This window comes from Sedimentitalea nanhaiensis DSM 24252, from assembly GCF_000473225.1.
Lineage (GTDB): Bacteria > Pseudomonadota > Alphaproteobacteria > Rhodobacterales > Rhodobacteraceae > Sedimentitalea > Sedimentitalea nanhaiensis.
This window is the reverse complement of record NZ_KI421509.1, coordinates 3398077-3421545: the sequence shown is the minus strand read 5'-3', so window position 1 is coordinate 3421545 and position 23469 is coordinate 3398077. Positions and strand designations below refer to the sequence as shown.

Below are 23469 nucleotides of genomic sequence, written 5' to 3'. Positions count from 1 at the left end.
GACCCTTATTTCTGCAGCGGGGACCAGGACGGATCCGATGCCCCGTCCGGCGTACGCACCTGCTTAAGATTGCGCCCGGTAATATCCACTGAATACAGCGACGCCCGCCCGCCTGCGCCCTGGGTTTCACGGGCAAACATGATCACCCGCCCATTCGGTGCCCAGGTCGGCCCCTCATCCAGAAAGGATGCCGTCAACAGACGCTCTTCACTACCGTCCAGTCGCATGACGCCAATATGAAACCGCCCCTTGCTCTGCTTGGTAAAGGCCACGAGATCACCGCGCGGCGACCACACCGGAGTACCATAGCGCCCCTGCCCAAAGCTGATCCGCTGAGCCTCGCCACCAGTGGCTGGCATCACATACAACTGCGGCGATCCGGACCGATCGCTTTCGAATACGATCTGGCGACCGTCGGGCGAAAAACTGGGGGCGGTCTCGATCGACGGCGCGTTGGTCAGCCGGGTTTGTGCGCCACTGCCGATATCAAGCGAATACAGATCGGTATTGCCACCCTGTTCCAGCGAAAACAAAACCGTGCGCCCATCCGGCGCAAAGCGGGGTGCAAAGCTCATGGTGCCTTCGGTTTGTTCCAGCAGCCTGCGCTGCACCTTGCCCACGTCCAGCACATAGATGCGGGGAAAGCCGCTTTCATAGCTGGTATACAGAACTCGGTCGCCAGTCGGCGAAAACCGCGGCGCCAACACAATCGACGAACTGTCGGTCAGGTACTGCACGTTGGCACCGTCATAATCCATGATCGCAAGCCGCTTGTGGCGGTCGTCCTTGGGTCCGGTTTCTGAAACGAACACCACCCGACTGTCGAAGTAGCCCCCCTCTCCGGTGATCCGACTGTACACTTCATCCGCAACCTTGTGCGCCATGCGCCTCCAGCCATCTGTACTGCCCGCAAACTGCAGCCCGGTCCCCAGTTCTGCCCCGGAAAACACATCATACACCCGGAACCGCACAGTCAGCTTGCCATCCGACACGTTGACCGCCCCGGTGATCAGCGCCTGGGCGTTGATGGCTTTCCAGTCGGCATATTGAACCGGCGCGGCGAAATCCGTGACCTGGCTGATAAAGGCGCTGGACGGGATCTCGCGAAACAGCCCGGTGCCGGTCAGGTCCGCCGCAATCACCTGTGACAGTTGCCGGGCCGTATCGGCAGCCCCGGGTGTGTCGGGAACAAACCCGGGAACCGCAAAGGGCAGCGGTTCGATCACGCCTTCGGTTATTTCAATGCGCAACGGCCCGGTCTGAGCCGCAAGCGGGGCCGCAAACAGGGTTGCGCCAATCAGCAGGCCAGTCAGAATTCTGATCATTTGATCCGCATCCTTTCGGGATTGAATGTCATCTCGATATCCCGCCATTGACCATATTTTTCGGCCGGCAGGTCAAATCCTTTCGCACCGCATCGAATAATAGCCCGCCGCGCCGCGCCAAACGCATCCCGCGCCGACCCGTCACTGCCACCGGAACTGGACAGCATCCGGATCGAATCGGCGATCGGCTTGCCATCCGGCGTCATCGATACAGCGACCACCACCGTGGTCTTGAGCGCATCCGACGACAACGACCCCACATTCCAGCATTGCGACACGGCCACCCGCAGCGCGTCCTTTTCCACCGCCGACAGGGGCGGGCCGGTGGGAGCGTCGGGAACCGGGTCGCCGCCGGCCAGAGCCTCGGCCAGGGCCGCGTTGACCGCGTTTGCGGTTTCCGGCGCGGGCGTCGGGTCGGGCTGGGCCGCAGGTATCACCGCCGGTTCGGGGCGGTCCGGCCGTACCTTGGGTGGGCGTCGCGACTGCAACGGTGCAAGCGTGGCGGTCTCATCCGCCTCGGTCACGATACGATCGACGGCTTCTTCCGGCGCGCGCGCCTGCTGCTGCTCCTGCGGCGTATCCGCCCCCTGATCCAGCGTCACGTCTGGCTGCGCCACGACATCGGGCCTTGCCTCTTCGGGCGGGGCTTCGACCGGATCCGGCGCGACACGTTCGACCGGACGGATTGCCGGCGGCTCGGGAGCGATCGCCGGTGCGGGCTCGTCCGGAACCTCGGGCTCTTGCGGCGCGACAATGGGTTCGGGCTGCACCGGAGTGGTTTCAGGTGTCGGCGCGGGGTCCGGCGGTGTTTCTGCAACCGGTTCCGGTACGGCGGGTTCTTGCGGTTGCGGGGCGGTCCCGGCAGGTTCGCGCGGCGCTGTCAGTGCGGCATAGTCCTCGGCCGAGATCATTGACACCTCATGCACCTCGAACGGCAACGGTTCGCTGCGAAACGCCCCGCCAAAGACCGCCACGGCGATCAGCGCCGCATGGGCGCCTGCTGAAATTTTGGTGCCGGTTTGCAAACCGCCGCCTCACTGCCCGTCGCTGTCCAGAGTCGGACCGCCGACATCTGTCACCAGACCCACGTTGGAAAATCCACCCGCATTCAGCGCGCCCATCACCTGCATCACCGCCTCATAGGGGATCGACCCATCGGCACGCAGAAAGACCCGGTCGGTCTCGCGCTCGGCGGCAATGGCGCGCAGCTTGCCGACCAGTTCGCCGCGCACGGTCGGCGTGGTCTGGATCTGTACTTCGCCGGTGGCGGTGATGGTCACAGTCAGCGGTTCCTCGGAATCTGCGGCCAAGGCATTGGCGGCGGTCTTGGGCAGCTCTACCGGCACACCGACCGTCAACAGCGGCGCGGCGACCATGAAGATAATGAGCAGCACCAGCATCACGTCGACAAACGGCGTGACGTTGATCTCGGCCATCGGCCGCGTGCGCCCACGTCCGCGCCTGCGGCGACGTGCGCCGCCATCCGCCTGTTGAACCGCAGCCCCCATCGCTCAGCTGTCCAGCTGACGCGACAGAATCGTCGCGAATTCGTCGGCAAAGGCTTCGTAACCCGCAACGATACGGTCGCTGTCGGCACTCAGCTTATTATAGAAAATGACCGCTGGGATCGCCGCCAACAGCCCCAGACCGGTGGCCAGCAGCGCCTCGGCGATGCCCGGCGCAACCACGGCCAGATTAGTGTTCTGCTGCTCTGCAATCTCGATAAACGCATTCATGATGCCCATGACGGTACCGAACAGCCCGACAAAGGGCGCGGTCGACCCCACGGTGGCCAACACCGGTAATCCCTTTTGCAGCGCTTCGGCTTCTTTGTTGATGGCAACGTCCATGGATCGGTCGATGCGCGATTGTGCCCCCGCGATCAACCCGCCGTCCTGACGGTGGCTGCGCCGCCATTCGGTCATTCCGGCGGCAAATATCTTTTGCGAACTCCCGTCGGGCTGCACCCCTATTTCTTCGAACAACCCGTCCAGCGGCTCGCCAGACCAGAACGCGCGATCAAACACCTCGGCTTCGGCCCGGGCGGCACGATAGGCGATCAGTTTCTGGATAATGATCGACCAGGACCAGAACGAGGCGACAATCAGCAGGATCATCACCAGCTTGACGGTAAAGGTCGCGCGCGCGAATAGGCCCCACAACGAGAAATCAATCTCCTGTGCCAGCGCCAGGGTTTCTGCTTCCATTTGCCTGCTCTTTGCCTGTTTCCGCTTGTGTGCGGTCTATTGATTGCGGCGATTCTATCCCAGATCGGGTCGGATTGCCAACAGTACCACCGATCACATCTGCATCACGTCAGCAATGCGCGAATCTCCGCTGGCAATCGCACCGGCTTGCCGGCCGTGGTCATGCAGACCGCCGTGACCACGGCGCGAAAGATCTCTTCGTCGCCGCGTTTCACCACCTGGTCCATCACCAGCCGCGCCGGGGACAGCCGATTGATGCTGGTTTCCACAACCAGTTCGTCCTCGAATTTGGCCGTCGCCAGGTATTCCGCCTCAAGCCGCCTCACCACCCAGACCAGCCCACCGTCTCGCATAGCGTTCTGGTCGTTGCCCAACTGGCGCACCCACTCGCTGCGGGCGCGTTCGATATAACGCAGATAATTGGCGTGATAGACGATTCCCCCCATGTCGGTATCCTCGTAATAGACGCGCACTGCGAACCGGTGAGTCACCTGGCAACCTCCAGTCGGGCAAACAAGCGCAACGCGTGGGACGCCTCCTGCGTCGCTGCGGGCAGCACCGGATCATAGGCGGCGCGGATCACCCCGGCAATGTCGGGCCTCAAAATCACCGTCTCCTGCGCGATCGCCAGGGGCGAACGGTCGGCAAAAGCACGATCCGACCACAACAGCACCGTCTGCACCACCTGCCCCAGCATCAAGGTCTCGGCCGGCATCTCGGCCAATTCCGCATCCATACGCAAGAACACAAAAGCCGCCTTGATCGCCCCGGCCTCGTCGAAGCGAAACACCCGGTACTGGTTGGCATCCGTCGCTTTCAACCGTTCGACAATCGACACAAGACCCGGCACCAACCGGTCCAGATCGGGCACCTCGGGCAATTCATCCCAGGCGCGGCAAAAAAACACCATACAGTTGCTGCCCAACTCGGGGTCGGTTTGCGCCATCTGGAGCCCGGCCAAGGCGCAAACCGCCTCAAACGCACCCTTTATCACCGGCAGGGTCTGATCCTGCACGCCAAACGCGATAGGCACGACAGGCCGCCCCCAACGGGCAAAGACAAAGGACCCGTCATTGCGGGTGAACAGGGCTTCGATCTCTTGCGGTGTCACGCCTTGGCTTCCTCTTGCCGGAAATACTCCCGCCGGAGGCATAGAATCTGTGGCCCGACAGTTCAATCAAACAGATCGTTCCGCCCCCTGGGCGCGGCCATTCCCAGATGATCCCACGCCTTGTGCGCCAGCATACGGCCGCGCGGGGTGCGTTGAATCAGCCCTTGCTGCAACAGAAAGGGTTCGATCACGTCCTCCAGCGAATCGCGGCTCTCGCTCAGGGCGGCGGACAGGGTTTCGATCCCCACCGGCCCGCCCATGTAATTCTCGGCGATCAGCCGCAGATACCGCCGGTCGGCCCCGTCCAGGCCCAGATGATCGACACCCAACCGGGTCAACGCCCCATCGGCCAATGGTTGGTTGATCGTGCCATCGCCCTCGACCACGGCAAAATCCACCACCCGGCGCAGCAAGCGCCCGGCAATCCGTGGCGTGCCGCGCGCGCGCTTTGCGATTTCCCGCGCGCCCGCCGAATCCGCCGGGGTTCCCAACAGGCGGGCATTGCGAGTGACGATCTCGTGCAACTCATCCACCGTATAAAACTGCAACCGGGTCGGGATGCCAAAGCGGTCGCGCAAGGGCGTGGTCAGCAATCCCATACGTGTCGTCGCCCCGACCAGGGTAAAGGGCTGCAATTCAATCCGCACCGTGCGCGCCGCCGGCCCCTCGCCGATCACCAGATCCAGTTCGAAATCCTCAAGTGCGGGGTACAGCACCTCTTCCACCGCCGGGTTCAGGCGATGGATCTCGTCGATGAACAACACGTCACGGGCTTCGAGATTGGTCAGAATCGCGGCCAGATCGCCCGCCTTTACCAGAACCGGACCGCTGGTCATGCGAAAGTTCACCCCCAGTTCGCGCGCCATGATCTGCGCCAGCGTAGTCTTGCCCAGGCCGGGCGGGCCATGAAACAGCGTGTGATCCATCGCTTCGCCCCGACGCCGCGCGCTTTCAATAAAGATCTTTAGATTCGCACGGGCCTCGGCCTGTCCGATAAACTCGTCCAGCCCCTGCGGGCGCAGGGCACGATCATTGTCCTCAGGCAACGGCTCGGGCCGCACGGTTGGGTCGGTCTCCATCATCGCACCTCTCCCGCGAGACCGCCCGACACACCGAAGGTATGCACCCGGATCATCCTTTTGGCGCCAACAGCTTCAGCGCGGCGCGGATCAAATCGGCCTCGCTTGCCTCCGGCAGGGCACCGGCCGCCTCGGCCACCGCCGCCGCCGCATCACTGGGCCCATATCCCAGGTTCGACAGGGCCGACAGCGCATCGGCCTGCGCCGAATGACTGGCACCCGCTGGTTTCGATGCCCTGGCAGCGGGTTCGATCACCTCGTCGGTCGGGGCCCGCAACGGCGTTTCGCCGCGGGCATGAGCGCCCATCGCCATCACGCCCGGTGCCTTGTCCTTGAGATCCAGAACCACACGTTGCGCTGTCTTGGGGCCGACCCCCTTTGCCACCGTCACGCTTTTCCAATCGCCCAGAGCAATTGCACGCCCAACGCCATCCGCCCCCAGCGCCCCCAGGATCGCCAGAGACGCCTTGGCCCCGATCCCCTGCACGCTCATCAGCAGGCGATGCCATTCCTTCTCGACCAGGCTGGTGAACCCAAACAGCTGCAACAGATCTTCGCGCACCAACAGATCGGTATACAGCGACACCGCCTCGCCCACACCGGGCAGGGTCGCCAGCGTCCGGTCCGAGCAGAACACGATATAGCCGACCCCCTGCACGTCGATCAGGATGTGATCGATCCCCCGATACTCCAGCCTGCCCCGCAGCCGCCCGATCATGCCCGCACCTCGCGCAACTCGGGCCGCGCGGCCCCGCCATAGAACGCATGGCAGATCGCAATGGCCAGCGCATCCGCCGCGTCTGGGCCCGCCGGTTCGCATCCCGGCAACTGCAGCCGCACCATGTGCATCACCTGCCCCTTGTCCGCGTGTCCCACGCCGACCACCGTCTTCTTGACCCGGTTGGGCGCGTATTCCCCGACGGTCAGCCCGGCCTGCGCGGGAACCAGCATCGCGATCCCGCGCGCCTGCCCCAGCTTCAGCGTGCCGGCCCCGTCCTTGTTGACAAAGGTCTGCTCGACTGCTGCGGCCTCGGGCGCGTATTGCAGCAATACCTGCCGCAATTGGTCATACAGAGACAGCAACCGCGCGCCCAGATCTGGCCCTTCGGACCGAATCTGCCCGTTGGCAACATGACTCAGCCGCGATCCTTCCGAGTCGATGATGCCCCATCCCAGGGTTCGCAGCCCCGGATCAATGCCCAAAATCCGCATGTACCGCCCGTTTCTGCCTGTTTTCGTTGCGCCCACACCGGATGGTGCAGCCGGTTTGTTGCTTTTTTGATGCACTAGCACGAAACGCGAACACGGTCCAAGCGTTTTGCGTCACCGCACAAATACGGCACCTCTGACCCATGCGCGACAAGACAGGCTGTTTCCGACCTGCCCAAAGTTCGAAAACGACATATCGACGTCCGCATTTTTGTGTTTCTTTAAAGATGGTTAAGGCGCAGGTGAGCCATGCAAAAAACGCATAATAAGGTTGCGTTTTCTGCGGTTGCACCAAGCATTTCCCACCTCTATCTGCAGCTGGTCACGAAACAAAAGTCACACTCTTAAACAAAGGACGATGGATATGGCTGCTTTTGACACCACCCGTACCACCTATGGCTCCCACGGCCTGACTGGCCGTATCGGCGGCCTTTTCGCAACTCTTGGCGGAATGTTCGCCGCTTGGAACGACGCACGGGTCACCCGCAACGCGCTGTCCGGTCTGACCGACCGCGAACTGGAAGACATCGGTCTGGTCCGGGGCGACATTGACGCCGTGGCAACCAGCCGGGCGCGGTTCTGAGCTGCCTCACGGCAGACAATCGGTATTTGGAAACAGCCGTATGCCAAAAGGCATGCGGCTTTTCATTGGCCAGAAACTGAGTGCAGGAGCGTCCCGATCTGACGCGCGATGTGCTCGATCCCACGGTTTGATGGTGCGACCCTTTCTCAGGCTTGGAAGGAAGCATTATGGGACAAGTTCGTCAGGGGAACGACGACCCAAATCACCCGGCAGGTCCAGATAGTCTTCCCAGGGTCAACCTTGCTCTTCGATCGGACCGTCCCAACGGATTCCAGGGGTGTCGATGACGTCCCAGTTAGGACCAGATGGCAGACGACGGGCGTTTTCGGCTTCGTCTGAAAGCTCGCCACGCAAACGTCGGGATCACTCGTATCACCGCGCCGCCCTTTGCGCCGCAACAGCTTTGCGGCCAATCCCGCCGGGGCCACGGAATCGAATGACGTGATTTTCTTTTTCCTGCAGTTTTGGCGGCCAGAAGAGTCAAGGGTTCGTGGCGTTCCACATGACAGCCTCGCAGCAACTGGCCCCCAGTTGACGCCGATCATTATGTGCAAAATGTGGCAAAACCGGGACAGCGGCCATGCCCCCCGGTTTACGCCTTATTGTTCAGGATTAGCGTGGTCCAGTCGCCAATCTGTTCGCGCCCCGCCAGATCGTTTCCGCATTCGCCATAGACTGCGACCACATCGTCGGCCTGTTCGTTCAGAATCCCCGACAGGATGGCATATCCGCCCGTGCGCAGATGCGCCGTAAGATCGGGGGCCAGAGCCACCAGCGGTCCTTTGAGGATATTGGCAAAGATCAGATCATACGGGGCAGACGCCTGCAATTCGGGATGGTCGAACCCGGCGGCTTCGACACAATGCACCTGCCCGATCATCCCGTTGGCGCGCAAATTGGCCTCTGCCACATCAACGGCGACCCGGTCGATGTCGCTGGCCAGGATGGTGCCGCTCCAGACCCGTGCCGCCGCCATCGCCAGAACCGCAGTTCCACAGCCGATATCGGCAACGCGGTCGGCAACAAACCCCTGCCCGATCAGCGTTTCAAGCGCCCTCAGGCAGCCCAGCGTGGTGCCATGGTGCCCGGTGCCAAAGGCCATCGCCGCCTCGATCAGCAGCGGTTCGCAATCATCAGGCACCTTGTCGGCATCGTGGCTACCATAGACAAAGAACCGTCCCGCCTGCACCGGTGCCAGTTCGCGACGCACATGTGCCACCCAATCGGTTTCCGGCACTTCGGAGATAACAAAGGGCTTGGCGTCAAACGCTGCCGCCAGCAAGGCCAGCGCCGCCCCGTCAGGCTCCGCCTCGAAATAACCGCCAACCTCCCACAGGCCAGAGCCATCCTCGACCTCAAACACACCGACCCCGGTCGGTTCCGGGGCAAGGCGTTCCATGGCGTCGCCCAAGGCTTCGGCACCCGGTTTTCCAGTCAGCGTGGTCAGGGCAGTATAAGTCGGCATCATCGTCTCCTGAAGCGGTCCGCATGGGCGTAGGGGCGCGGCGGCTCAAGGTCAAGCGGCGGACGCATGTCCCGGCCAAGCCCGACAACATAACGCCAGCCCCAGGCCGCCGCGCCCAACCCGATCACCACGCCGGTCGCGGCCTGGGCATAAACCACACCCTGTGCCCCGAACCACCCGGCAAAGACCATCCCGAACGGCAAGGTCAGTCCGGCCTCGCGCAGCCAGTTCAGCAGGGTCGCCCGGATCGGACGTCCCAGCGCATTGAACGCCGAATTGGCAACATACAGGCCGACCGTAAACAGAAACCCGCCAGCAGCGAGATTGGTAAAGGACAAAACCACATCCACGCCCTGTGCCGTCAGCCCAAAGGCGCGCGCCACCGTCCCGCCAAGCAGCGCCAGCAGCGCCCAGGTCGCCAGCACATACAGCAATCCGAACAACAGCGCATCGCGATAGGTCTGCATCACACGTCGATGTTCGCAGGCCCCGAAATTCTGCCCAAAAATTCCGCCGATCGCCCCCGCCAACGAAAAGACGCCGCCAAAGGCAACCACCAGCAGCCGCCCGACCACGGCCCAGCCCGCCATCGCGTCATCGCCGAACTGCGACATCACCCCGGTCAGCATGTAATTTCCGACCGGCGTTGCCAGCTGGGTCAGGATCGCAGGCAAGGAAATGGCGAAATAGGGCGCAAAACTGGCGCGAATATCGACCAGACGCGGGCGCGCGATCAAGTCATGCGTGCCGATGGCAAACCGCAGCGCGACGGACAGCATGACGCATCGAAACAGCACCAGGCCGATCGCGGCACCATCCAGCCCCCAGCCCAGACCGTAGATCATGACCGGATCCACAATCATCGCCACCGCGCCGGAAAACAGTGTGACGAACATCGAACGCCGCCCGTCGCCCTCGGCCCGCAAGGTGCCATTGGCGATCATCCCCACCGCCATGAGGCCCAGCGAAGGCAGCGAGATCAACAGATAGCGCGCGGCCAGCGCCGCAGTCTCACCCGTGGCTCCGGCCATTGCCAGCACCTCGTGCCGGAACGTTACCAGCAGCAACGCGATACAGCTTTGTACAACGGCCGCCATGACAACGGCACTGCCCGCCTGTCGCCGCGCCAGACCCCGGTCGCCCGCTCCGATGGCGCGGGAAACCAGCGCGGTACTGGCAATCATCAGACCGATTCCGGACGAAACCGAGAAGAACTGAACCGCAAAGGCAAACCCGACCGCCGCCATCAGCTGCGGATCACCCAGTTGCGAAACCCAGAACAGGTTGGCGGCATCGACCACAAAGACAAAGGTAATGCCCATCGCCCCTGTCATCGTCATGCGCACCACGTGTCCCATGGTCGAGCCGGTCAAAAAGCGGCCGCGCTGGCTCATGCCGGTCTACTCTGCCGGGGCGGGCAATCCGCGGGCAAAGACGGTTTCATACCCCGGTTCAGGATGGCGCGGGATCAGCATCGCCAGCGACAACGAAATCAGCGCCATGCAGGCCGCCAGCGCGAACACCGCCGCCGGTGACACCACCCACAACAGCCCCAGCAGCACCGGCAGAAACACCGCCGCGATGTGATTGATGGTAAAGGCCACCGCCGCCGTCGGGGCAATGTCGCCAGGATCCGCAATCTTTTGGAAATAGGTCTTCAGCGCCAGCGCAAAACCGAACAGGATATGATCGATCACATACAGCGTCGCCGCCAGAAAGACGCCCCAGCCGAACCAATAGATGCCGCCATAGGCCGCAAACACGATCGCAAGCCCGATGTATTCGCAGATCAGGGCCCGGCGTTCACCGAAATAGCCCACCGCCCGGCCCAGAAACGGGGCTGCCAGCATGTTGACCACCAGATTGATCAGATACAGCCCGGTCAGTTCATGCACCTCAAAGCCGAATTTCTCGACCATCATGAACCCGGCAAACACCATGAAAATCTGCCGCCGCGCGCCCGACATGAATTGCAGCGCATAATACAGCCAATAGCGTTTACGCAGAATCATCTTCTTGATCTGCGGATGCGGGGCCTCAAATTGCGGATAGGCGAACAGACACACCACCGCCATGACAAGGGTAAAGCCGCCCGCCGTCATGAACACCAGGTTATAGGTCAGCCCCAGCGGTTCCCACATCAGCACGATCAATACAAAAACCACCAGCGTCATGGCCGAACTCGCACCCATGATCCAGCCCAGCATTTGCGGCGCACGGTCCTGTGGCAGCCATTGCAATTGCAGCGACTGGTTCACGGTTTCATAATAATGAAATCCGATCGAGCTGAGCAGGGTCAGAAACAACAGCCCGCCGAGGCTGGGGAACCAGGCGGTGAACGCGGTCGCGACCCCCAGCATGGCCAGCGACACCAGCCCCAGCACCTGTTCGCGTACAAAGATGATGATGGCAATGACACCCACGGCCAGAAAGCCGGGAATTTCGCGCACCGTGTGCAACAGCCCGATGTCAGCGCCGTCAAACCCCGCCACCTCGATGACAAAGTTGTTCAGCAGCGCATACCAGGCGTAGAACGCCACCGGCATCGACATTGCCATCACGAACAACAGCGTCACAGGCCTGCGCCAGACCGGCATTTCCATGGCATCCGATATGGGCACAATGTTTGTCATGTGAACCACATACGCCTGTCGGGCGAACTTGGCGAGACAAAACCACAGAATGCACATCTGATCTGCATCAAAGCACGCATTCACGGGACCGAATACCTTGGCGCTGATTTTCGGATCGGAGCCCTGAATGGATCTTGTCACCCTGATCGACCGCATCGGCGAAGCCCCCACCGCAGCCCTGTTCGGCCTGCTGACCGGAACGGCGTTCGGAATCGCAGCGCAACGTTCACGGTTCTGCCTGCGCGCGGCTACGGTCGAGTTTTCCCGGGGTCAGATGGGCGACAAGGTCGCGGTCTGGCTCCTGACCTTTTCGACGGCTCTGGTCTGGGTGCAAAGCGCCCAGTTGCTGGGTCTGATGGACGGTGCGGACGCCCGCATGATGGCGGTCCCGGGCAGTTGGTCGGGTGCAATTCTTGGCGGGTTGATGTTCGGTGCCGGTATGGTTCTGGCGCGCGGCTGCTCGGGACGGCTGCTGGTTCTGGCGGCCACCGGCAACCTGCGTTCGGTGGTGTCCGGGCTTATCTTTGCCGTGGTCGCGCAGATGAGTCTGTCCGGGATCCTGTCGCCTCTGCGCGACCGGCTCGCTGCATTATGGATCACCTCGGGCGGGCGTAACATGGATCTGCTGGCCGCGCTGGGTCTGCCCCAGGTGGCCGGGCTGGGGCTGGGACTGGCAATCGCGGTGCTGGCGCTTGTCCTGTCTTACCGCAACCGGATTGGCATTGCCCGTCTGATCTTTGCCTCGGGCGTCGGCTTTGCCGTGGCCATGGGGTGGGTTCTGACCTATGCGCTCAGCCAGGTGGCCTTTGATCCGGTACAGATCGAAAGCGCGACCTTCACCGGACCCTCTGCCCATACGCTGATGTTTTTCCTGGATCGCAATTCGGTGCTGGAATTCGACATCGGCCTGGTGCCGGGCGTGTTCCTGGGGGCAATGATCGCCGCCGGACTGGCCGGTGAAATGAAACTTCAGGCGTTCGACGGCCCGGTTACCATGCGCAAGGCGATGATCGGTGCCGTTCTGATGGGCTTTGGCGGCATGCTTGCAGGGGGCTGCGCCATCGGTGCGGGGGTCACCGGCGGGTCGATCTTTGTCGGCACCGCATGGTGCGCGCTGGTATTCATGTGGATCGGCGCGATGGCCACCGACTACCTGATCGACCAGCCCGCGCGCGCAGCGATGGCCTGACCCGACCGTGGTTCAGAGCACCTCGTCCAGGGTCATTTCACGCCCGTTAAAGGAAAAGGCATCGCCCGCCTGCAACCCGTCGATAGCCTTGTAGATCGGGCTTTGCGTCGAAATCCCCATATAGGTAATGCCATCGCAATCGAACCTCGCCGTCGATACGACGACGACAAAGTGCCGATTGTTGAACGACACCACCGCACCGGGCCGTACCGTGTCGGTCAACGAGAAATCAGTGTTTTCGATGGCGTCGATCTTGGCATGATGCGCCTGGACCGGATGATCGAAGGCCGCAGCCAGATCGGCGTTTTCACGCGCATCGGCGATATCGTCCTTGTCATGCGCCTCGCGCCGGTCCAGTTGCGCTTCCTTAAGAAAACTCTCGTAATGCGCTTTGGCCGTTGCCAACTCGGCCGCTTCCAGCGACATCAGCTTGTCATGTACCGCCTGTTTGCGGGCGGCGCGATCCTGGGTTTTGCTCACCGGTTGTCTCCTCTTGTTCCGACCAAAGTGGGGTGCGGGGCCGCAGGATGCAATCGCAAACTGCGGCTCAGATCAGCAAACCCGCCGCCCGTTCGTGACGCAACAGCGCCACCTTGGTTTCCACACCACCGGCACCGGAAAATCCCCCGAGCCCATTGGCACCCAGGACGCGGTGGCATGGGATGATGATGGGGATCGGATTGCCGCCACAGGCCTGCCCGACCGCTTGGGCAGGACTTCCAAGATCGCGGGCAATCGCGCCATAAGTACGTGTCTCGCCCGGCGGTATCGCCCGCATGAGATCGCAGACGGCCCGCTGAAACTCCGAACCTTCAATCCGAAGGGGCAGATCGAACCGGAATTCGGGGTCTGCAAAATACGCGATCATCTGCACCGCGGCCCGATCCAGAACCAGGCTATGATCGGCACCCTGCCCGCCCCATTCCACCCGCGTGATCGCACCATCTTTTTCGTTCAGGGTTACCGGGCCGGTCGGGGTGTCTACGGTCAGCTTGGGCATGGGGTCAGTATCGCAGGACGGCCAGCAATGGACCAGCCCTCGCAGGCCTGTCTGCACTTGCGAATCATCCAGGCAATCACCGGTGCCACCGGCCGTTAACGTTAAGCGGGATTAACATATGCGCCATCTCAACTGTCACGAGAGAGCAGCCGCCACAGATTTCGGGATTTGCACGTATACTGGGCCAAAACATCGAAACCGGCTGCGGATTCATTGTCGATTTTTCGAAAATAGGTTAACGTAATGCGATACTAAACTTGGATTTTACCAGCGGAATTGGGGTTATCATGAAAACTGTATTAATTGCATCGGCCATGGCGGCTTTTTCCATAGTAGGGTCTGCTGGCGCGGCAACGTTGAACGGAACATTCTCTTTCGACATATACCAGAGGACCGACGCGAATTCCGCACAGTCCGAAGCGACCACGGGAAACATCGCCGCCAGCACCTTTCTGCAGAACGTCACCTATTCCGGCGACATCGATTTTGGAACGTTCAACGGCAACGCGACAACCATCGGCGATTGGCTCGGATCCGGCGTCAACGGTGCGGTTAGCGGTTTGACCAACGCCGTCGCCGCATTGCAGTTGAGCAAATCCGATATCGGCAACGGTACGGCAACAACCACCTTCTTTGATATCACCGCAACTTTTGCCTCGAGCTTTGATTCCATCATCCGCCATGACGATGGCATCACCGCTTTTGACGATGGCATCGCCTATGCCACGTCGGCCCAGCCGACCACGGTCATCGACACGATTGCAAACGGGTTTGACGGCGGCCAATGGCGACTGATCTACGCCGCGACCAACAACGACCCCTCGGTGCTGAAGGTAACAGGCGACAATCTGCCAACACCGACTCCGGTTCCGCTGCCCGCGGGCGGTCTGCTGCTGATCACCGGCATGGGGGCTGTCGCGGCCCTGCGCCGTCGTAAGAAAGCGGCCTGATCCACCGATCTGAGACAGATTTCCAAAGGGCCGATCACATGTCGGCCCTTTTTCTATTTGATCCCGCCGTTTCCGGGTGCGCCGAGCTTTATAGCCGCGTCATTACCATGCCCAGAACGATCAAACCCGCCGCCAGCGCCTTGGCGCGATCCATGCGATCGCCCAGGACCAGCCAACCGATCAATACCGCAAACAGGATCGATGTCTCGCGCAGCGCCGCCACCAAGGCAATAGGTGCCTGCGTCATTGCCCACACCGCAATCGCATAGGCCCCATACGAGGCCACCGCCGCCAGGCTGCCCAGCAGCCAGTCCCGGCGTCTGGACCGGAAGACCACCGCTGTGCCGCGTAGCGCAAGACAGACCGGCGTAAACATCACCGCGTCCAGCGCAAACATCCAGCCGACAAACAAAACCGCGTCTCCGGCGACGCGCGCCCCCAACCCGTCGACCAGCGAATAGCCTGCCGTCATCATCGCCGATCCCAGCGCCAGCGGCACAAGGCGCCGCGATTCGCCGTTGGCAAAAGCACCCCTCGCCATCACCGCTATCCCGCCGCCAAGCACAAAGATCCCGGCGTATTCCATTGGCGCGATCACATCCGCCAAGACCAGGGCGCTGACCGCCGTCACGATCATCGGCGCGGTCCCGCGGGCAATCGGATAGACCCGGCTCAGGTCGCCCTGTTCATAGGCATAGGCAAGAAACAGCTTGTAGGCCGAGTGAAACAGCCCGGATGCCAGCAGCCAGACCCAGACGTCAGCACCCGGCCAGGGCCGCGTCAGCGCAATCGCCAGACCGACGATACCCTGCACCAGCGTCAGGATCAGCATGCCGGTCATCTTCGACGTCCCGGTCTTGATCAGCGCGTTCCACAGAGCATGCAGAAACGCCGCGACCAGGACCGAAACAAAGACAAACAGGCTCATTTACGAAACCGGACCGCAACCGACGTCACGGCCCCTGCACCCCGGTCTCGGGATACCGGACGGTTCAGTTCAATGCCGCGTCGCATCGGTCGCACACCCCGGTGTGGTCGTGGCGTCCGACATCCGGCAGGATCTTCCAGCAGCGCTGGCACTTCTCGCCCTCAGCCTTCTCGAACACCACGCCAACCCCATCGATTTCCGGCAGACGAAAGGCTTCGGCCGGGCTGGGGTCGGATGTCGTGGTGATGGCCGAGGTGATGCAGATGTCATCGAACGGCACCGATTTCAGCACCGCCAGAACGTCAGCTTCGCGCACATGCACCACCGGCGCGGCCTCAAGGCTGGCACCGATCACCTTGTCGGTGCGCTGCACCTCAAGCGCGGCGGTCACCACCCGGCGCACCTTGCGGATCTCGGACCATTTGGCCGCCAACGCCGCATTCCGCCATTCCGCCGGGGTTTCGGGCATATCGGTCAGGTGAACCGAACTGTCGTCCCCGGGGAACCGCTCCAGCCAGACCTCTTCCATGGTGAACACCAGGATCGGTGCCAGCCACGTGGTCAGACGGTGAAACAAAATATCCAGCACCGTGCGTGCCGCGCGGCGGCGCTCGGTGTCGCCATCGCAATACAGCGCGTCCTTGCGGATATCGAAATAGAACGCGCTCAGATCGACTGTGGCAAAGGTGAACACGGCCTGAAACACGCCCTGGAAATCGAACGCGCCATAGCCTTTGCGCACCACCTCGTCCAATTCGGCCACCCGGTGCAACACCCAGCGCTCCAGTTCGGGCATTTCGGCGGGATCCATCCGGTCACTGTCGCTGAAGTCGTTTAGCGAGCCCAGCATGAACCGCATGGTGTTGCGCAGCCGGCGATAGCTGTCGGCAACCCCTTTCAGGATTTCGGGGCCGATACGCTGGTCGCTGGTATAATCCGTCTGGGCCACCCACAGGCGCAGGATATCGGCACCGTATTGCTTGACCACGGTATCCGGCACGATGGTGTTGCCCAGCGACTTGGACATTTTCGCGCCTTTTTCATCCAGCGTGAACCCATGCGTGACCACGTTGCGATAAGGGGCGCGTCCCAGCGTGCCGCAGGCCTGCAACATCGAGGAATGGAACCAGCCCCGATGCTGGTCGGTGCCCTCCATATAGACATCCGCGATACCATCCGCCGTTCCGTCAGCCCGGTCGCGCAGCACAAACGAATGGGTCGATCCGGAATCAAACCACACATCCAGCACGTCGAACACCTGCTCATAGGCCTCCGGATCGGCGGCATTGCCGATGAACCGCTCTTTCGCGCCCTCGGCATACCAGGCATCCGCACCCTCGATCTCGAATGCGTCGGTAATACGGGCGTTCACCGCCCCGTCGCGCAGCAGGTAATCGGGGTCTGTGGGCATCGCACCCTTCTTGACGAAACAGGTCAGCGGCACGCCCCAGGCGCGTTGGCGGCTCAGCACCCAGTCTGGCCGCGCCTCGATCATCGAATACAGCCGGTTGCGCCCGGTCTTGGGCGTCCATTTCACCAGCTGATCGATCGAATTCAGCGCCCGTTCTCGGATCGTGGTGCCGTAGGTGTCCAGCCCGTCGCCCACCGTCTTGTCGATGGCCGCGAACCACTGCGGCGTATTGCGATAGATCACCGGTGCCTTAGAGCGCCAACTGTGCGGATAGCTGTGCTTGATCTTGCCGCGCGCCAGCAGCCCGCCAACCTCGACCAGCTTGTCGATCACCGCCTTGTTGGCATCGCCTTCCTTGCCGTTGGGTTTCAGGATCGCCTTGCCGCCAAACAGCGGCAAATCGGCGCGGAAACGGCCATCGGGATCGACATTATAGGTGATCACCTCGGCCAGCATTCCGGCGTCGCGATACAGCTCGAATTCGTCCATCCCGTGGCTGGGCGCGCAATGCACGAATCCGGTGCCGTCCTCGTCGGTGACAAAGGGCGCGGCACGGAAATCGCGCGGCTGATCCCATTCGCCGTTGCCGCCTTCGACCCCGGCCAACGGGTGCATCAGGGACAAGTCAGCCAATTCATCCGAACTGACATCCCTGACACGTTTCCACATGCCATCTTCCAGCCGCGCACGGCTCATCACATCCCCGGCCCGCTTGTCCGCCAGAATGAAGCGGTCGCCGACATTGGCCCAGGATTCATCCGGCGTGCCGGTGATCTCATACAGACCATAGTCATAGTCCTGACCATAAACGACGCCCTTGTTGGACGGGATGGTCCAGGGCGTGGTGGTCCAGATCACGACATATGCGCCGTTCAGGTCGGCTGCCGCGGCCTCGGAAACTGCAAACTTCACCCAGATGGTGAAGCTCTCCTTGTCGTGATACTCAACCTCGGCCTCGGCCAGCGCGGTCTGCTCGACGGGGCTCCACATCACCGGCTTGCTGCCCTGATACAGGGTGCCGTTCATCAGGAATTTCTGGAACTCGGCGGCGATCACCGCCTCGGCGTGGAAATCCATCGTCAGATACGGATCGGCCCAGTTTCCGGTGATGCCCAGACGCTTGAACTCCTCGCGCTGGATCTCGACCCAGCCCTCGGCGAATTTGCGGCATTCGGCGCGGAAATCGTTGATCGGCACCTCGTCCTTATCCTTGCCCTTGGCGCGGTACTGTTCCTCGATCTTCCACTCGATCGGCAGGCCGTGACAGTCCCAGCCCGGCACATAGCGCGCATCAAACCCCATCATCTGGTGGCTGCGTACGATCATGTCCTTGATGGTCTTGTTCAGCGCGTGGCCGATATGCAGATGCCCGTTGGCATAGGGCGGCCCGTCATGCAGCGTGAACGGCGTGCGGTTCTGTTTTTCGCGCAGACGGTCGTAAACACCGATCCGCTCCCAGCGTTCCAGCCACTCGGGTTCGCGCTTGGGCAGGCCCGCGCGCATCGGAAAGTCGGTTTTCGGCAGGTTCAGCGTGGATTTATAGTCGGGCGTCTGGGTCGTCGTGTCGGCGCACATGTGGGGCGTCCTTTGGATCTGTCGTGTCGGAAATTGCAGCAAGCGGTCGGTGCGATGGCTCAAACACCTTTGCCCGGCGTCTGAAGGTCAGAGCGCCGGGGAGATAATTCGAATAATGCTGAGACTGAAACGGCTCATGCGCGCGGTTATAGGCGCGTGTGTGGCCGGGGTAAAGTGGCGCATTCCCGCAGGGGAAAACGCGCCGAACCGACGCTAGGGCACGGCCTGAAACAGGGTGCCCACCCCATAGGCGATGGCGGCCGCAATCCCTCCGATCGTCAGGGTTTCCAGCCCCGAGCGCCACCAGGGCGCCAGCGACCAGCGGCTCTTTGCGGCGCCGATGGCGAAAAACACCCCCAGCGTCATACCTGCGGACAGGGTGAACGCCTCTGGCAGCGCCAACAGGAACGGCAGCAGCGGGATCATCCCCGCCACCAGAAACGCACCAAAGGTCGCCAGCGCCGCGCGTATCGGGTTCGGATCGATGCCGCCCAGCCCGTACTCGCCTTCCAGCATCAGACCGATCCAGTTTTCCTTGTCGGCGGTGATCGCGCGGGCCGCGTCCTGCAACACCTGACCGCTCAGACCCTTTTGCGCCAGTATCTCGACCACCTCGCGGCGCTCGCCCTCGGGATAACGGGCGATGTGGCGTTCCTCGACGGCACGGATGCGGCGGATGTTGTCCTGTTCGGCCTTGGTGCCGGAATAGTTGCCCGCCGCCATGGAAAACCCGTCCGCCAGCACATTGGCCAGCCCCAGCGCAACGATGACAAACGGCGACAGCCCCGCCCCGGCCACCCCGGCAACGATGGCAAATGTGGTCACCGATCCGTCAATCGCGCCGTAAACCAGGTCGCGCAACACGCCCCGCCCCTGGGGCGCATTGATGCGCGCGGCAATTTCCTGCTGGCTGTGCCCGTGTTCCGGCATGGCTGGCCCTCTCGTTCCTGACAGAACCAGAGTGATTGACAGCTGCCGCAGCCGCCTTGCGCCAGATCAACCGCCCCCTACTCAGGCAAACAGGCGATGATCTCAATCGGGGCTATGTGCCCCGCGTCCAGCGCCGCGACCAGGTTCGCGCGTTTGGCCGGGAAATCCTCGCCCATAACCAGATGCTGCCCCAATGGCGGAGCCCCCCCGGCCGCCGCCTGCGCTGCCGCCAGGCGGACAAAAAAGGCCTGGGCTGCCTCGCTCCGGTCGGTTTCGGATACGATCTTGAAACCGGCGGAGTCCAAGGCTTCGCGATAGGTTTGCCGCGATGCCAGCGCGCTGTGTTCGGGTTTGGACGCCCATGGTACCGGAAAGACCACCGGATTCTCGTGCATTGCCATCACATCATAGACACCGAACTGTCCGCCGGGCTTGAGCACCCGCGCGACCTCGGCGAACAGTGCCTCCTTGTCGCCGATATTCATCCCCACATGAATCATATAGGCGACGTCGAATCGCGCCTCCTGAAACGGCAGGTCCATAATGTCCCCCTGCCGCAGATCGACCAGATCCACCATCAGGGCCATGCCGGTCAACTCGCGTCCGGTTTCGATAAATTCGGCGGACAAATCCACCCCCGCCACCCGCGCCCCCGTCGCTCCCGCGATGTAACGCGCGGGGCCACCCAGACCGCAGCCCAGATCCAGCACCCGGCTGCTGGCATTAATCCGCAGATTTTTCACAAAGGCTTTGGTGGCCTGGCGTCCCCCGATGTGAAACTCATCAAACAACGCCAGAGTGTCCAGATTCAGGGGGGGGATGAACACCCGATCGTGCCAACCCGTCCTTAATCCGCTCCAGCAGTCCGCCGCTGCTGTAATGCGCGGCCACTTGGGATGTATCCGGCATCTTCCTGCCCCCCATTCGTCGGCCACCCTATCACATCTTTTTGATGTTCTAAATGCCAGACGCGCAACCACGGCGGTATTCAGGCGGATTTTGTGCCGAACACCCCGCTCAGGGCTCTTCCGATGATGCCACGCACCGAAGGGCGGCGGTTGCGGCTGAATGGCAGGGGTCGGCAGACCTCCATCGCCGCCACGCCCACCCGGGCCGACAGCGCACCATTGACCAGCCCCTCGCCGAACCGGCGCGACAGCTTGGACAGGATCGACCCCCCCAGCACCGGTTCCAGCAGATCGTCCCCGACGGCCACAGCCCCCGTTGCCACCAGATGGGTGAACACCGCACGGGTCAGACGCCACCCGCCGATCAGCCCCGAACGCCCGCCATAGATCTCGGCCACCCGCCGGATCATCCGCAGATTGGCGGCCAGGGCCGTCGCCACGTCGGCCAGCGCCAGCGGCACCAGTGCGGTGACGGTTGCAACCTGACGGGCCGCGGCCTCGACCTCGCGGCTGGCGGCAGCATCCAGCGGCGCCAACAGCTCGTCTTCTGCCAATTGCAACAGGGCGACGGCATCGAACTGCTCGCCCATACGCTCGGCCAGCCGTTGCCGCCCCCATCGCGTGTCATCGCGCCCGGCATAGAACGCGATCAACCGGTCGGTCAGCGCACGGGCTTGCGCCAGATCCCGATCCGCCAAGGCCGCATCTGCGGCGCGGTGCAGGCTGTCGATCCGCCCCAGACGGAAAATCGCCGCCATCTCGCGCAGCGCGATCACCGCCAGCACCAACAGCAGCGCCGCGATCAGACCGGTGACGATCCAGCCCAGAACCGGCGCACGATCCACCATCCCGGCGGCAAAATCCCATGCCGCAACCGAAATCATCGCCCCAACCAGCGACGCCGCCAGCCCCCAGAACCACCGCGCCAGCCGCGAGGGGCGGCGCGCGGCGACGCGGGCGGCCATCTGCATCGCCTGCCCGGTGGGCGCTTCGATGTCCGGCACCGGAGGGGCGTCGGCCACCGGAACCGGCGGGGTATCGTCGTCCAGATCGATCAGAACCGGGCCCTGGGTCATCGGGCAGCCTCCTTTGGCCAAACATAGGTGATATCGGGCAGGTTTTCGGCGTTGTCGCGGCCGTCGCAGCGCGCGACCTCGACAAATCCGGCCCGCCGATAAAAGCGATTCGCGCGGGCGTTGGCCTCAAAACTGCGCAGGCGCAGCGCGCGCGCCTGGCTTTTGGCATCGTCCAACAGCAGGCGGGCAATCCCCTTTCCCCAGACCGCACGGTTCAGATACAGCGCACAGATCTCCTGGCCATCGCGCGCCAGAAAGCCAACGATCCGCCCGTCGGCCTCTGCCACTGTCACCCATCCCCGGTCGATCATCTTGCCGCAAAAGGCGATGGTTTGCGCCCCTGAATACAGATTGGGCATCCACCCGGTTTCACGCAGGTACCGCCAAAGGATCTCGCCCGTTGCGCCCGCGTCCAGGGGCCGCGCCGCGCGCAGAACCACGGTCACAGCCGATCGCCGATCAGAAATTGCGCCGCCCGGTCCAGCCGGATATGCGGCGGCCCGTCTCCGGGTTTCAGGCTCAGTTGCGCGGGCGCGAAATTCATCACCTGGTACTCCGCATCCAGCCATGCATCGGCCCCCGCACGCGCCGGACCCAGCAATCGCGCCGGATCGTCGGGCAGCGCGCCGGGGTAAAACGCCGCAGTCTTGCCGGTCTCAAGCAGCGTTCCGCGCACACAATTCAAGTCGCGCCCATCGTGGCTTCGGGTCTCTTCTGTCGTGGCCCGCAACGACGCGATGGCCATGGCGGCGGTCTCGGCCCCGGCAAAGCTGGCCCGGTCGCGCGCCTCACGGATCAGCGCCTCGATGATCGCTGTCAACCGGCCATGTTGAAGATGGTGCAGATGATCCGCCTTGGTGGCGGCGAACAGTATTTTCTCGACCCGCCGGCCCAACAGCAGACGGGTCAGAAACGCATTGGTTCCGGGGCGAAAGGCGGACAGGATGTCGGCCATGGCCCCGCGCATATCCTCGACCGCCTGCGGTCCCTTGTGGATTGCACCCAACGCATCGACCAACACCACCTGCCGGTCGATGCGCGAGAAATGATCGCGGAAAAAGGGTTTGACCACCTGCGCCTTGTAGGCCTCGAACCGCCGCTCCATCTCGCGCCACAGCGACCGGCGCGGCGCGCCCGATTCGGGCGGCAGCGGCGCAAAGGTCAGAACCGGCGATCCCGCCAGATCGCCCGGCAGCAGGAACCGCCCCGGTGTGCAGTCATAGAACCCGGCGTCCCGCGCGGCGTTCAGATAGGCGGTGAACGCCTTGGCCAGCGCCTGCGCGCGGGTCTCCTCCAGCGCCTGGGCGCTGTCTTCGGCCTGCGCCCGCGCGACGAACTCCGCCGCCGTGTCCCGATCGGTAATTCGGGTCAGGGTTTCTTCGGACCACTGCCCATAGGATTTTTCAAGCAATGCCAGATCCAGCAGCCATTCGCCGGGATAATCGACGATATCCAGATGCACCGTGCGCGGCCCCTGCAACCCGGCCAACATCCCCGTGGGCCGCACCCGCAACGACAGGCGCAGTTCGGAAATCGCGCGCGTGCTGTCAGGCCAGTGCGGGCTGCGCGCGGTCAGCGCCCCAAGGTGGGTTTCATAGTCGAATCGCGGCACCGTATCGTCGGGCTGCGGCTGCAAAAACGCCGCCTCGATGCGCTCCTCCTGGGCGGCCACCAGCCCCGGCATGCGGCCCCGGTCCATCAGGTTGGCCACCAGCGAGGTGATGAATACCGTCTTGCCCGAGCGCGCCAGCCCGGTCACCCCCAGCCGGATCACCGGCTCGAACAGTGTTTCGTTGATACTGTCGCCGACGGTTTCGAACCCCCGAACCAGCCCGTCCGCCAGGGATGAAATGACCAAACCCGTGCCCTGCCCAAATTGTTTGCCCCAAG

At 62.8% G+C, this 23469-nt stretch carries 24 protein-coding genes; 3 read left to right on the top strand and 21 right to left on the bottom strand.

Annotated elements, in window-relative coordinates:
- Window positions 1–5: 5 nt before the first annotated feature.
- From tolB to ruvC, 9 genes are all read right to left on the bottom strand, one after another.
- Complete coding sequence (tolB, locus tag NANH_RS0118805) at window positions 6–1325, bottom strand: Tol-Pal system beta propeller repeat protein TolB (RefSeq protein WP_027263465.1); 1320 nt, start codon at window positions 1323–1325, stop codon at window positions 6–8.
- Complete coding sequence (locus NANH_RS0118800; RefSeq protein ID WP_027263464.1) at window positions 1322–2350, bottom strand: hypothetical protein; 1029 nt, start codon at window positions 2348–2350, stop codon at window positions 1322–1324. Before NANH_RS0118800 ends, tolB begins: the two co-directional genes overlap by 4 nt.
- Window positions 2351–2359: 9 nt before the next feature.
- Window positions 2360–2833, bottom strand: coding sequence for a protein TolR (tolR, locus tag NANH_RS0118795; RefSeq protein WP_027263463.1), 474 nt, complete (start codon window positions 2831–2833; stop codon window positions 2360–2362).
- Between the two features lie 3 nt (window positions 2834–2836).
- A complete protein-coding gene (tolQ, locus tag NANH_RS0118790; protein WP_027263462.1) occupies window positions 2837–3532 on the bottom strand; it encodes a protein TolQ in 696 nt (231 codons plus the stop codon).
- 104 nt (window positions 3533–3636) lie between these two features.
- A complete protein-coding gene (gene ybgC / locus NANH_RS0118785) occupies window positions 3637–4023 on the bottom strand; it encodes a tol-pal system-associated acyl-CoA thioesterase (RefSeq protein WP_027263461.1) in 387 nt (128 codons plus the stop codon).
- A complete protein-coding gene (locus NANH_RS0118780; protein ID WP_027263460.1) occupies window positions 4020–4643 on the bottom strand; it encodes a hypothetical protein in 624 nt (207 codons plus the stop codon). The genes ybgC and NANH_RS0118780 overlap by 4 nt, the downstream gene beginning before the upstream one ends.
- Window positions 4644–4705: 62 nt before the next feature.
- Window positions 4706–5725: a Holliday junction branch migration DNA helicase RuvB gene (ruvB, locus tag NANH_RS0118775; protein WP_027263459.1), complete on the bottom strand. Its 1020-nt coding sequence runs from the start codon at window positions 5723–5725 to the stop codon at window positions 4706–4708.
- A gap of 49 nt (window positions 5726–5774) precedes the next feature.
- The gene (ruvA, locus tag NANH_RS0118770; protein WP_027263458.1) at window positions 5775–6440 is read right to left on the bottom strand and encodes a Holliday junction branch migration protein RuvA; all 666 of its coding nucleotides are present in this window, start codon (window positions 6438–6440) and stop codon (window positions 5775–5777) included.
- Window positions 6437–6934: a crossover junction endodeoxyribonuclease RuvC gene (gene ruvC, locus NANH_RS0118765; RefSeq protein WP_027263457.1), complete on the bottom strand. Its 498-nt coding sequence runs from the start codon at window positions 6932–6934 to the stop codon at window positions 6437–6439. Before ruvC ends, ruvA begins: the two co-directional genes overlap by 4 nt.
- Before the next feature lie 361 nt (window positions 6935–7295).
- Between ruvC and NANH_RS0118760 the strand changes: the two genes are divergently transcribed.
- On the top strand, window positions 7296–7514 hold the full coding sequence (locus NANH_RS0118760) for a DUF1127 domain-containing protein (protein WP_027263456.1): 219 nt from the start codon (window positions 7296–7298) through the stop codon (window positions 7512–7514).
- 592 nt (window positions 7515–8106) lie between these two features.
- Here the strand turns inward: NANH_RS0118760 and NANH_RS0118750 are convergent.
- Genes NANH_RS0118750 through NANH_RS0118740 form a run of 3 tightly spaced genes read right to left on the bottom strand, consistent with a single transcriptional unit; the run spans window position 8107 to window position 11612 of the window.
- Window positions 8107–8979, bottom strand: coding sequence for a 50S ribosomal protein L11 methyltransferase (locus tag NANH_RS0118750; RefSeq protein ID WP_027263454.1), 873 nt, complete (start codon window positions 8977–8979; stop codon window positions 8107–8109).
- A complete protein-coding gene (locus NANH_RS0118745; RefSeq protein WP_027263453.1) occupies window positions 8979–10373 on the bottom strand; it encodes an MATE family efflux transporter in 1395 nt (464 codons plus the stop codon). Before NANH_RS0118745 ends, NANH_RS0118750 begins: the two co-directional genes overlap by 1 nt.
- Before the next feature lie 6 nt (window positions 10374–10379).
- Window positions 10380–11612, bottom strand: coding sequence for an MFS transporter (locus NANH_RS0118740; RefSeq protein ID WP_027263452.1), 1233 nt, complete (start codon window positions 11610–11612; stop codon window positions 10380–10382).
- A 127-nt stretch (window positions 11613–11739) separates the two neighbouring features.
- On the opposite strand from NANH_RS0118740, the gene NANH_RS0118735 reads away from it, so the two are divergent.
- Window positions 11740–12801, top strand: coding sequence for a YeeE/YedE family protein (locus NANH_RS0118735; protein ID WP_027263451.1), 1062 nt, complete (start codon window positions 11740–11742; stop codon window positions 12799–12801).
- A gap of 12 nt (window positions 12802–12813) precedes the next feature.
- Here NANH_RS0118735 and NANH_RS0118730 read toward each other — a convergent pair whose 3' ends face one another.
- Entirely contained in the window at window positions 12814–13281 is a 468-nt protein-coding gene (locus tag NANH_RS0118730; protein ID WP_027263450.1) for a hypothetical protein, read from the bottom strand.
- A 67-nt stretch (window positions 13282–13348) separates the two neighbouring features.
- Window positions 13349–13801 carry a methylated-DNA--[protein]-cysteine S-methyltransferase gene (locus NANH_RS0118725; RefSeq protein WP_027263449.1) on the bottom strand — a complete coding sequence of 151 codons (453 nt, stop codon included), beginning with the start codon at window positions 13799–13801 and terminating at the stop codon, window positions 13349–13351.
- A 287-nt stretch (window positions 13802–14088) separates the two neighbouring features.
- Here NANH_RS0118725 and NANH_RS26575 point away from each other — a divergent pair, with 287 nt between their 5' ends.
- Window positions 14089–14751, top strand: coding sequence for a VPLPA-CTERM sorting domain-containing protein (locus tag NANH_RS26575; RefSeq protein ID WP_139236426.1), 663 nt, complete (start codon window positions 14089–14091; stop codon window positions 14749–14751).
- A gap of 88 nt (window positions 14752–14839) precedes the next feature.
- Here the strand turns inward: NANH_RS26575 and NANH_RS0118715 are convergent, their stop codons facing one another.
- From NANH_RS0118715 to NANH_RS0118685, 7 genes are all read right to left on the bottom strand, one after another.
- On the bottom strand, window positions 14840–15679 hold the full coding sequence (locus NANH_RS0118715) for a DMT family transporter (RefSeq protein WP_027263448.1): 840 nt from the start codon (window positions 15677–15679) through the stop codon (window positions 14840–14842).
- A gap of 64 nt (window positions 15680–15743) precedes the next feature.
- Window positions 15744–18665 carry an isoleucine--tRNA ligase gene (gene ileS, locus NANH_RS0118710; RefSeq protein ID WP_027263447.1) on the bottom strand — a complete coding sequence of 974 codons (2922 nt, stop codon included), beginning with the start codon at window positions 18663–18665 and terminating at the stop codon, window positions 15744–15746.
- Window positions 18666–18878: 213 nt separating this feature from the next.
- Window positions 18879–19595 carry a VIT1/CCC1 transporter family protein gene (locus NANH_RS0118705; protein ID WP_027263446.1) on the bottom strand — a complete coding sequence of 239 codons (717 nt, stop codon included), beginning with the start codon at window positions 19593–19595 and terminating at the stop codon, window positions 18879–18881.
- Between the two features lie 77 nt (window positions 19596–19672).
- The gene (locus NANH_RS28820; RefSeq protein WP_051372503.1) at window positions 19673–20422 is read right to left on the bottom strand and encodes a class I SAM-dependent methyltransferase; all 750 of its coding nucleotides are present in this window, start codon (window positions 20420–20422) and stop codon (window positions 19673–19675) included.
- A gap of 161 nt (window positions 20423–20583) precedes the next feature.
- Complete coding sequence (locus NANH_RS0118695) at window positions 20584–21579, bottom strand: YcjF family protein (RefSeq protein ID WP_027263445.1); 996 nt, start codon at window positions 21577–21579, stop codon at window positions 20584–20586.
- Entirely contained in the window at window positions 21576–22025 is a 450-nt protein-coding gene (locus NANH_RS0118690; protein WP_027263444.1) for a GNAT family N-acetyltransferase, read from the bottom strand. Before NANH_RS0118690 ends, NANH_RS0118695 begins: the two co-directional genes overlap by 4 nt.
- The gene (locus tag NANH_RS0118685; protein ID WP_027263443.1) at window positions 22022–23437 is read right to left on the bottom strand and encodes a YcjX family GTP-binding protein; all 1416 of its coding nucleotides are present in this window, start codon (window positions 23435–23437) and stop codon (window positions 22022–22024) included. Before NANH_RS0118685 ends, NANH_RS0118690 begins: the two co-directional genes overlap by 4 nt.
- Window positions 23438–23469 lie beyond the last annotated feature (32 nt).

Coding starts and splice junctions, on each gene's coding strand:
- tolB (WP_027263465.1), bottom strand. CDS start 1,325: ATGATCAGAATTCTGACTGGCCTGCTGATTGGCGCAACCCTGTTTGCG.
- tolR (WP_027263463.1), bottom strand. CDS start 2,833: ATGGGGGCTGCGGTTCAACAGGCGGATGGCGGCGCACGTCGCCGCAGG.
- tolQ (WP_027263462.1), bottom strand. CDS start 3,532: ATGGAAGCAGAAACCCTGGCGCTGGCACAGGAGATTGATTTCTCGTTG.
- ruvB (WP_027263459.1), bottom strand. CDS start 5,725: ATGATGGAGACCGACCCAACCGTGCGGCCCGAGCCGTTGCCTGAGGAC.
- ruvA (WP_027263458.1), bottom strand. CDS start 6,440: ATGATCGGGCGGCTGCGGGGCAGGCTGGAGTATCGGGGGATCGATCAC.
- ruvC (WP_027263457.1), bottom strand. CDS start 6,934: ATGCGGATTTTGGGCATTGATCCGGGGCTGCGAACCCTGGGATGGGGC.
- NANH_RS0118760 (WP_027263456.1), top strand. CDS start 7,296: ATGGCTGCTTTTGACACCACCCGTACCACCTATGGCTCCCACGGCCTG.
- NANH_RS0118750 (WP_027263454.1), bottom strand. CDS start 8,979: ATGCCGACTTATACTGCCCTGACCACGCTGACTGGAAAACCGGGTGCC.
- NANH_RS0118745 (WP_027263453.1), bottom strand. CDS start 10,373: ATGAGCCAGCGCGGCCGCTTTTTGACCGGCTCGACCATGGGACACGTG.
- NANH_RS0118740 (WP_027263452.1), bottom strand. CDS start 11,612: ATGACAAACATTGTGCCCATATCGGATGCCATGGAAATGCCGGTCTGG.
- NANH_RS0118735 (WP_027263451.1), top strand. CDS start 11,740: ATGGATCTTGTCACCCTGATCGACCGCATCGGCGAAGCCCCCACCGCA.
- NANH_RS0118725 (WP_027263449.1), bottom strand. CDS start 13,801: ATGCCCAAGCTGACCGTAGACACCCCGACCGGCCCGGTAACCCTGAAC.
- NANH_RS26575 (WP_139236426.1), top strand. CDS start 14,089: ATGAAAACTGTATTAATTGCATCGGCCATGGCGGCTTTTTCCATAGTA.
- NANH_RS0118715 (WP_027263448.1), bottom strand. CDS start 15,679: ATGAGCCTGTTTGTCTTTGTTTCGGTCCTGGTCGCGGCGTTTCTGCAT.
- ileS (WP_027263447.1), bottom strand. CDS start 18,665: ATGTGCGCCGACACGACGACCCAGACGCCCGACTATAAATCCACGCTG.
- NANH_RS0118705 (WP_027263446.1), bottom strand. CDS start 19,595: ATGCCGGAACACGGGCACAGCCAGCAGGAAATTGCCGCGCGCATCAAT.
- NANH_RS0118695 (WP_027263445.1), bottom strand. CDS start 21,579: ATGACCCAGGGCCCGGTTCTGATCGATCTGGACGACGATACCCCGCCG.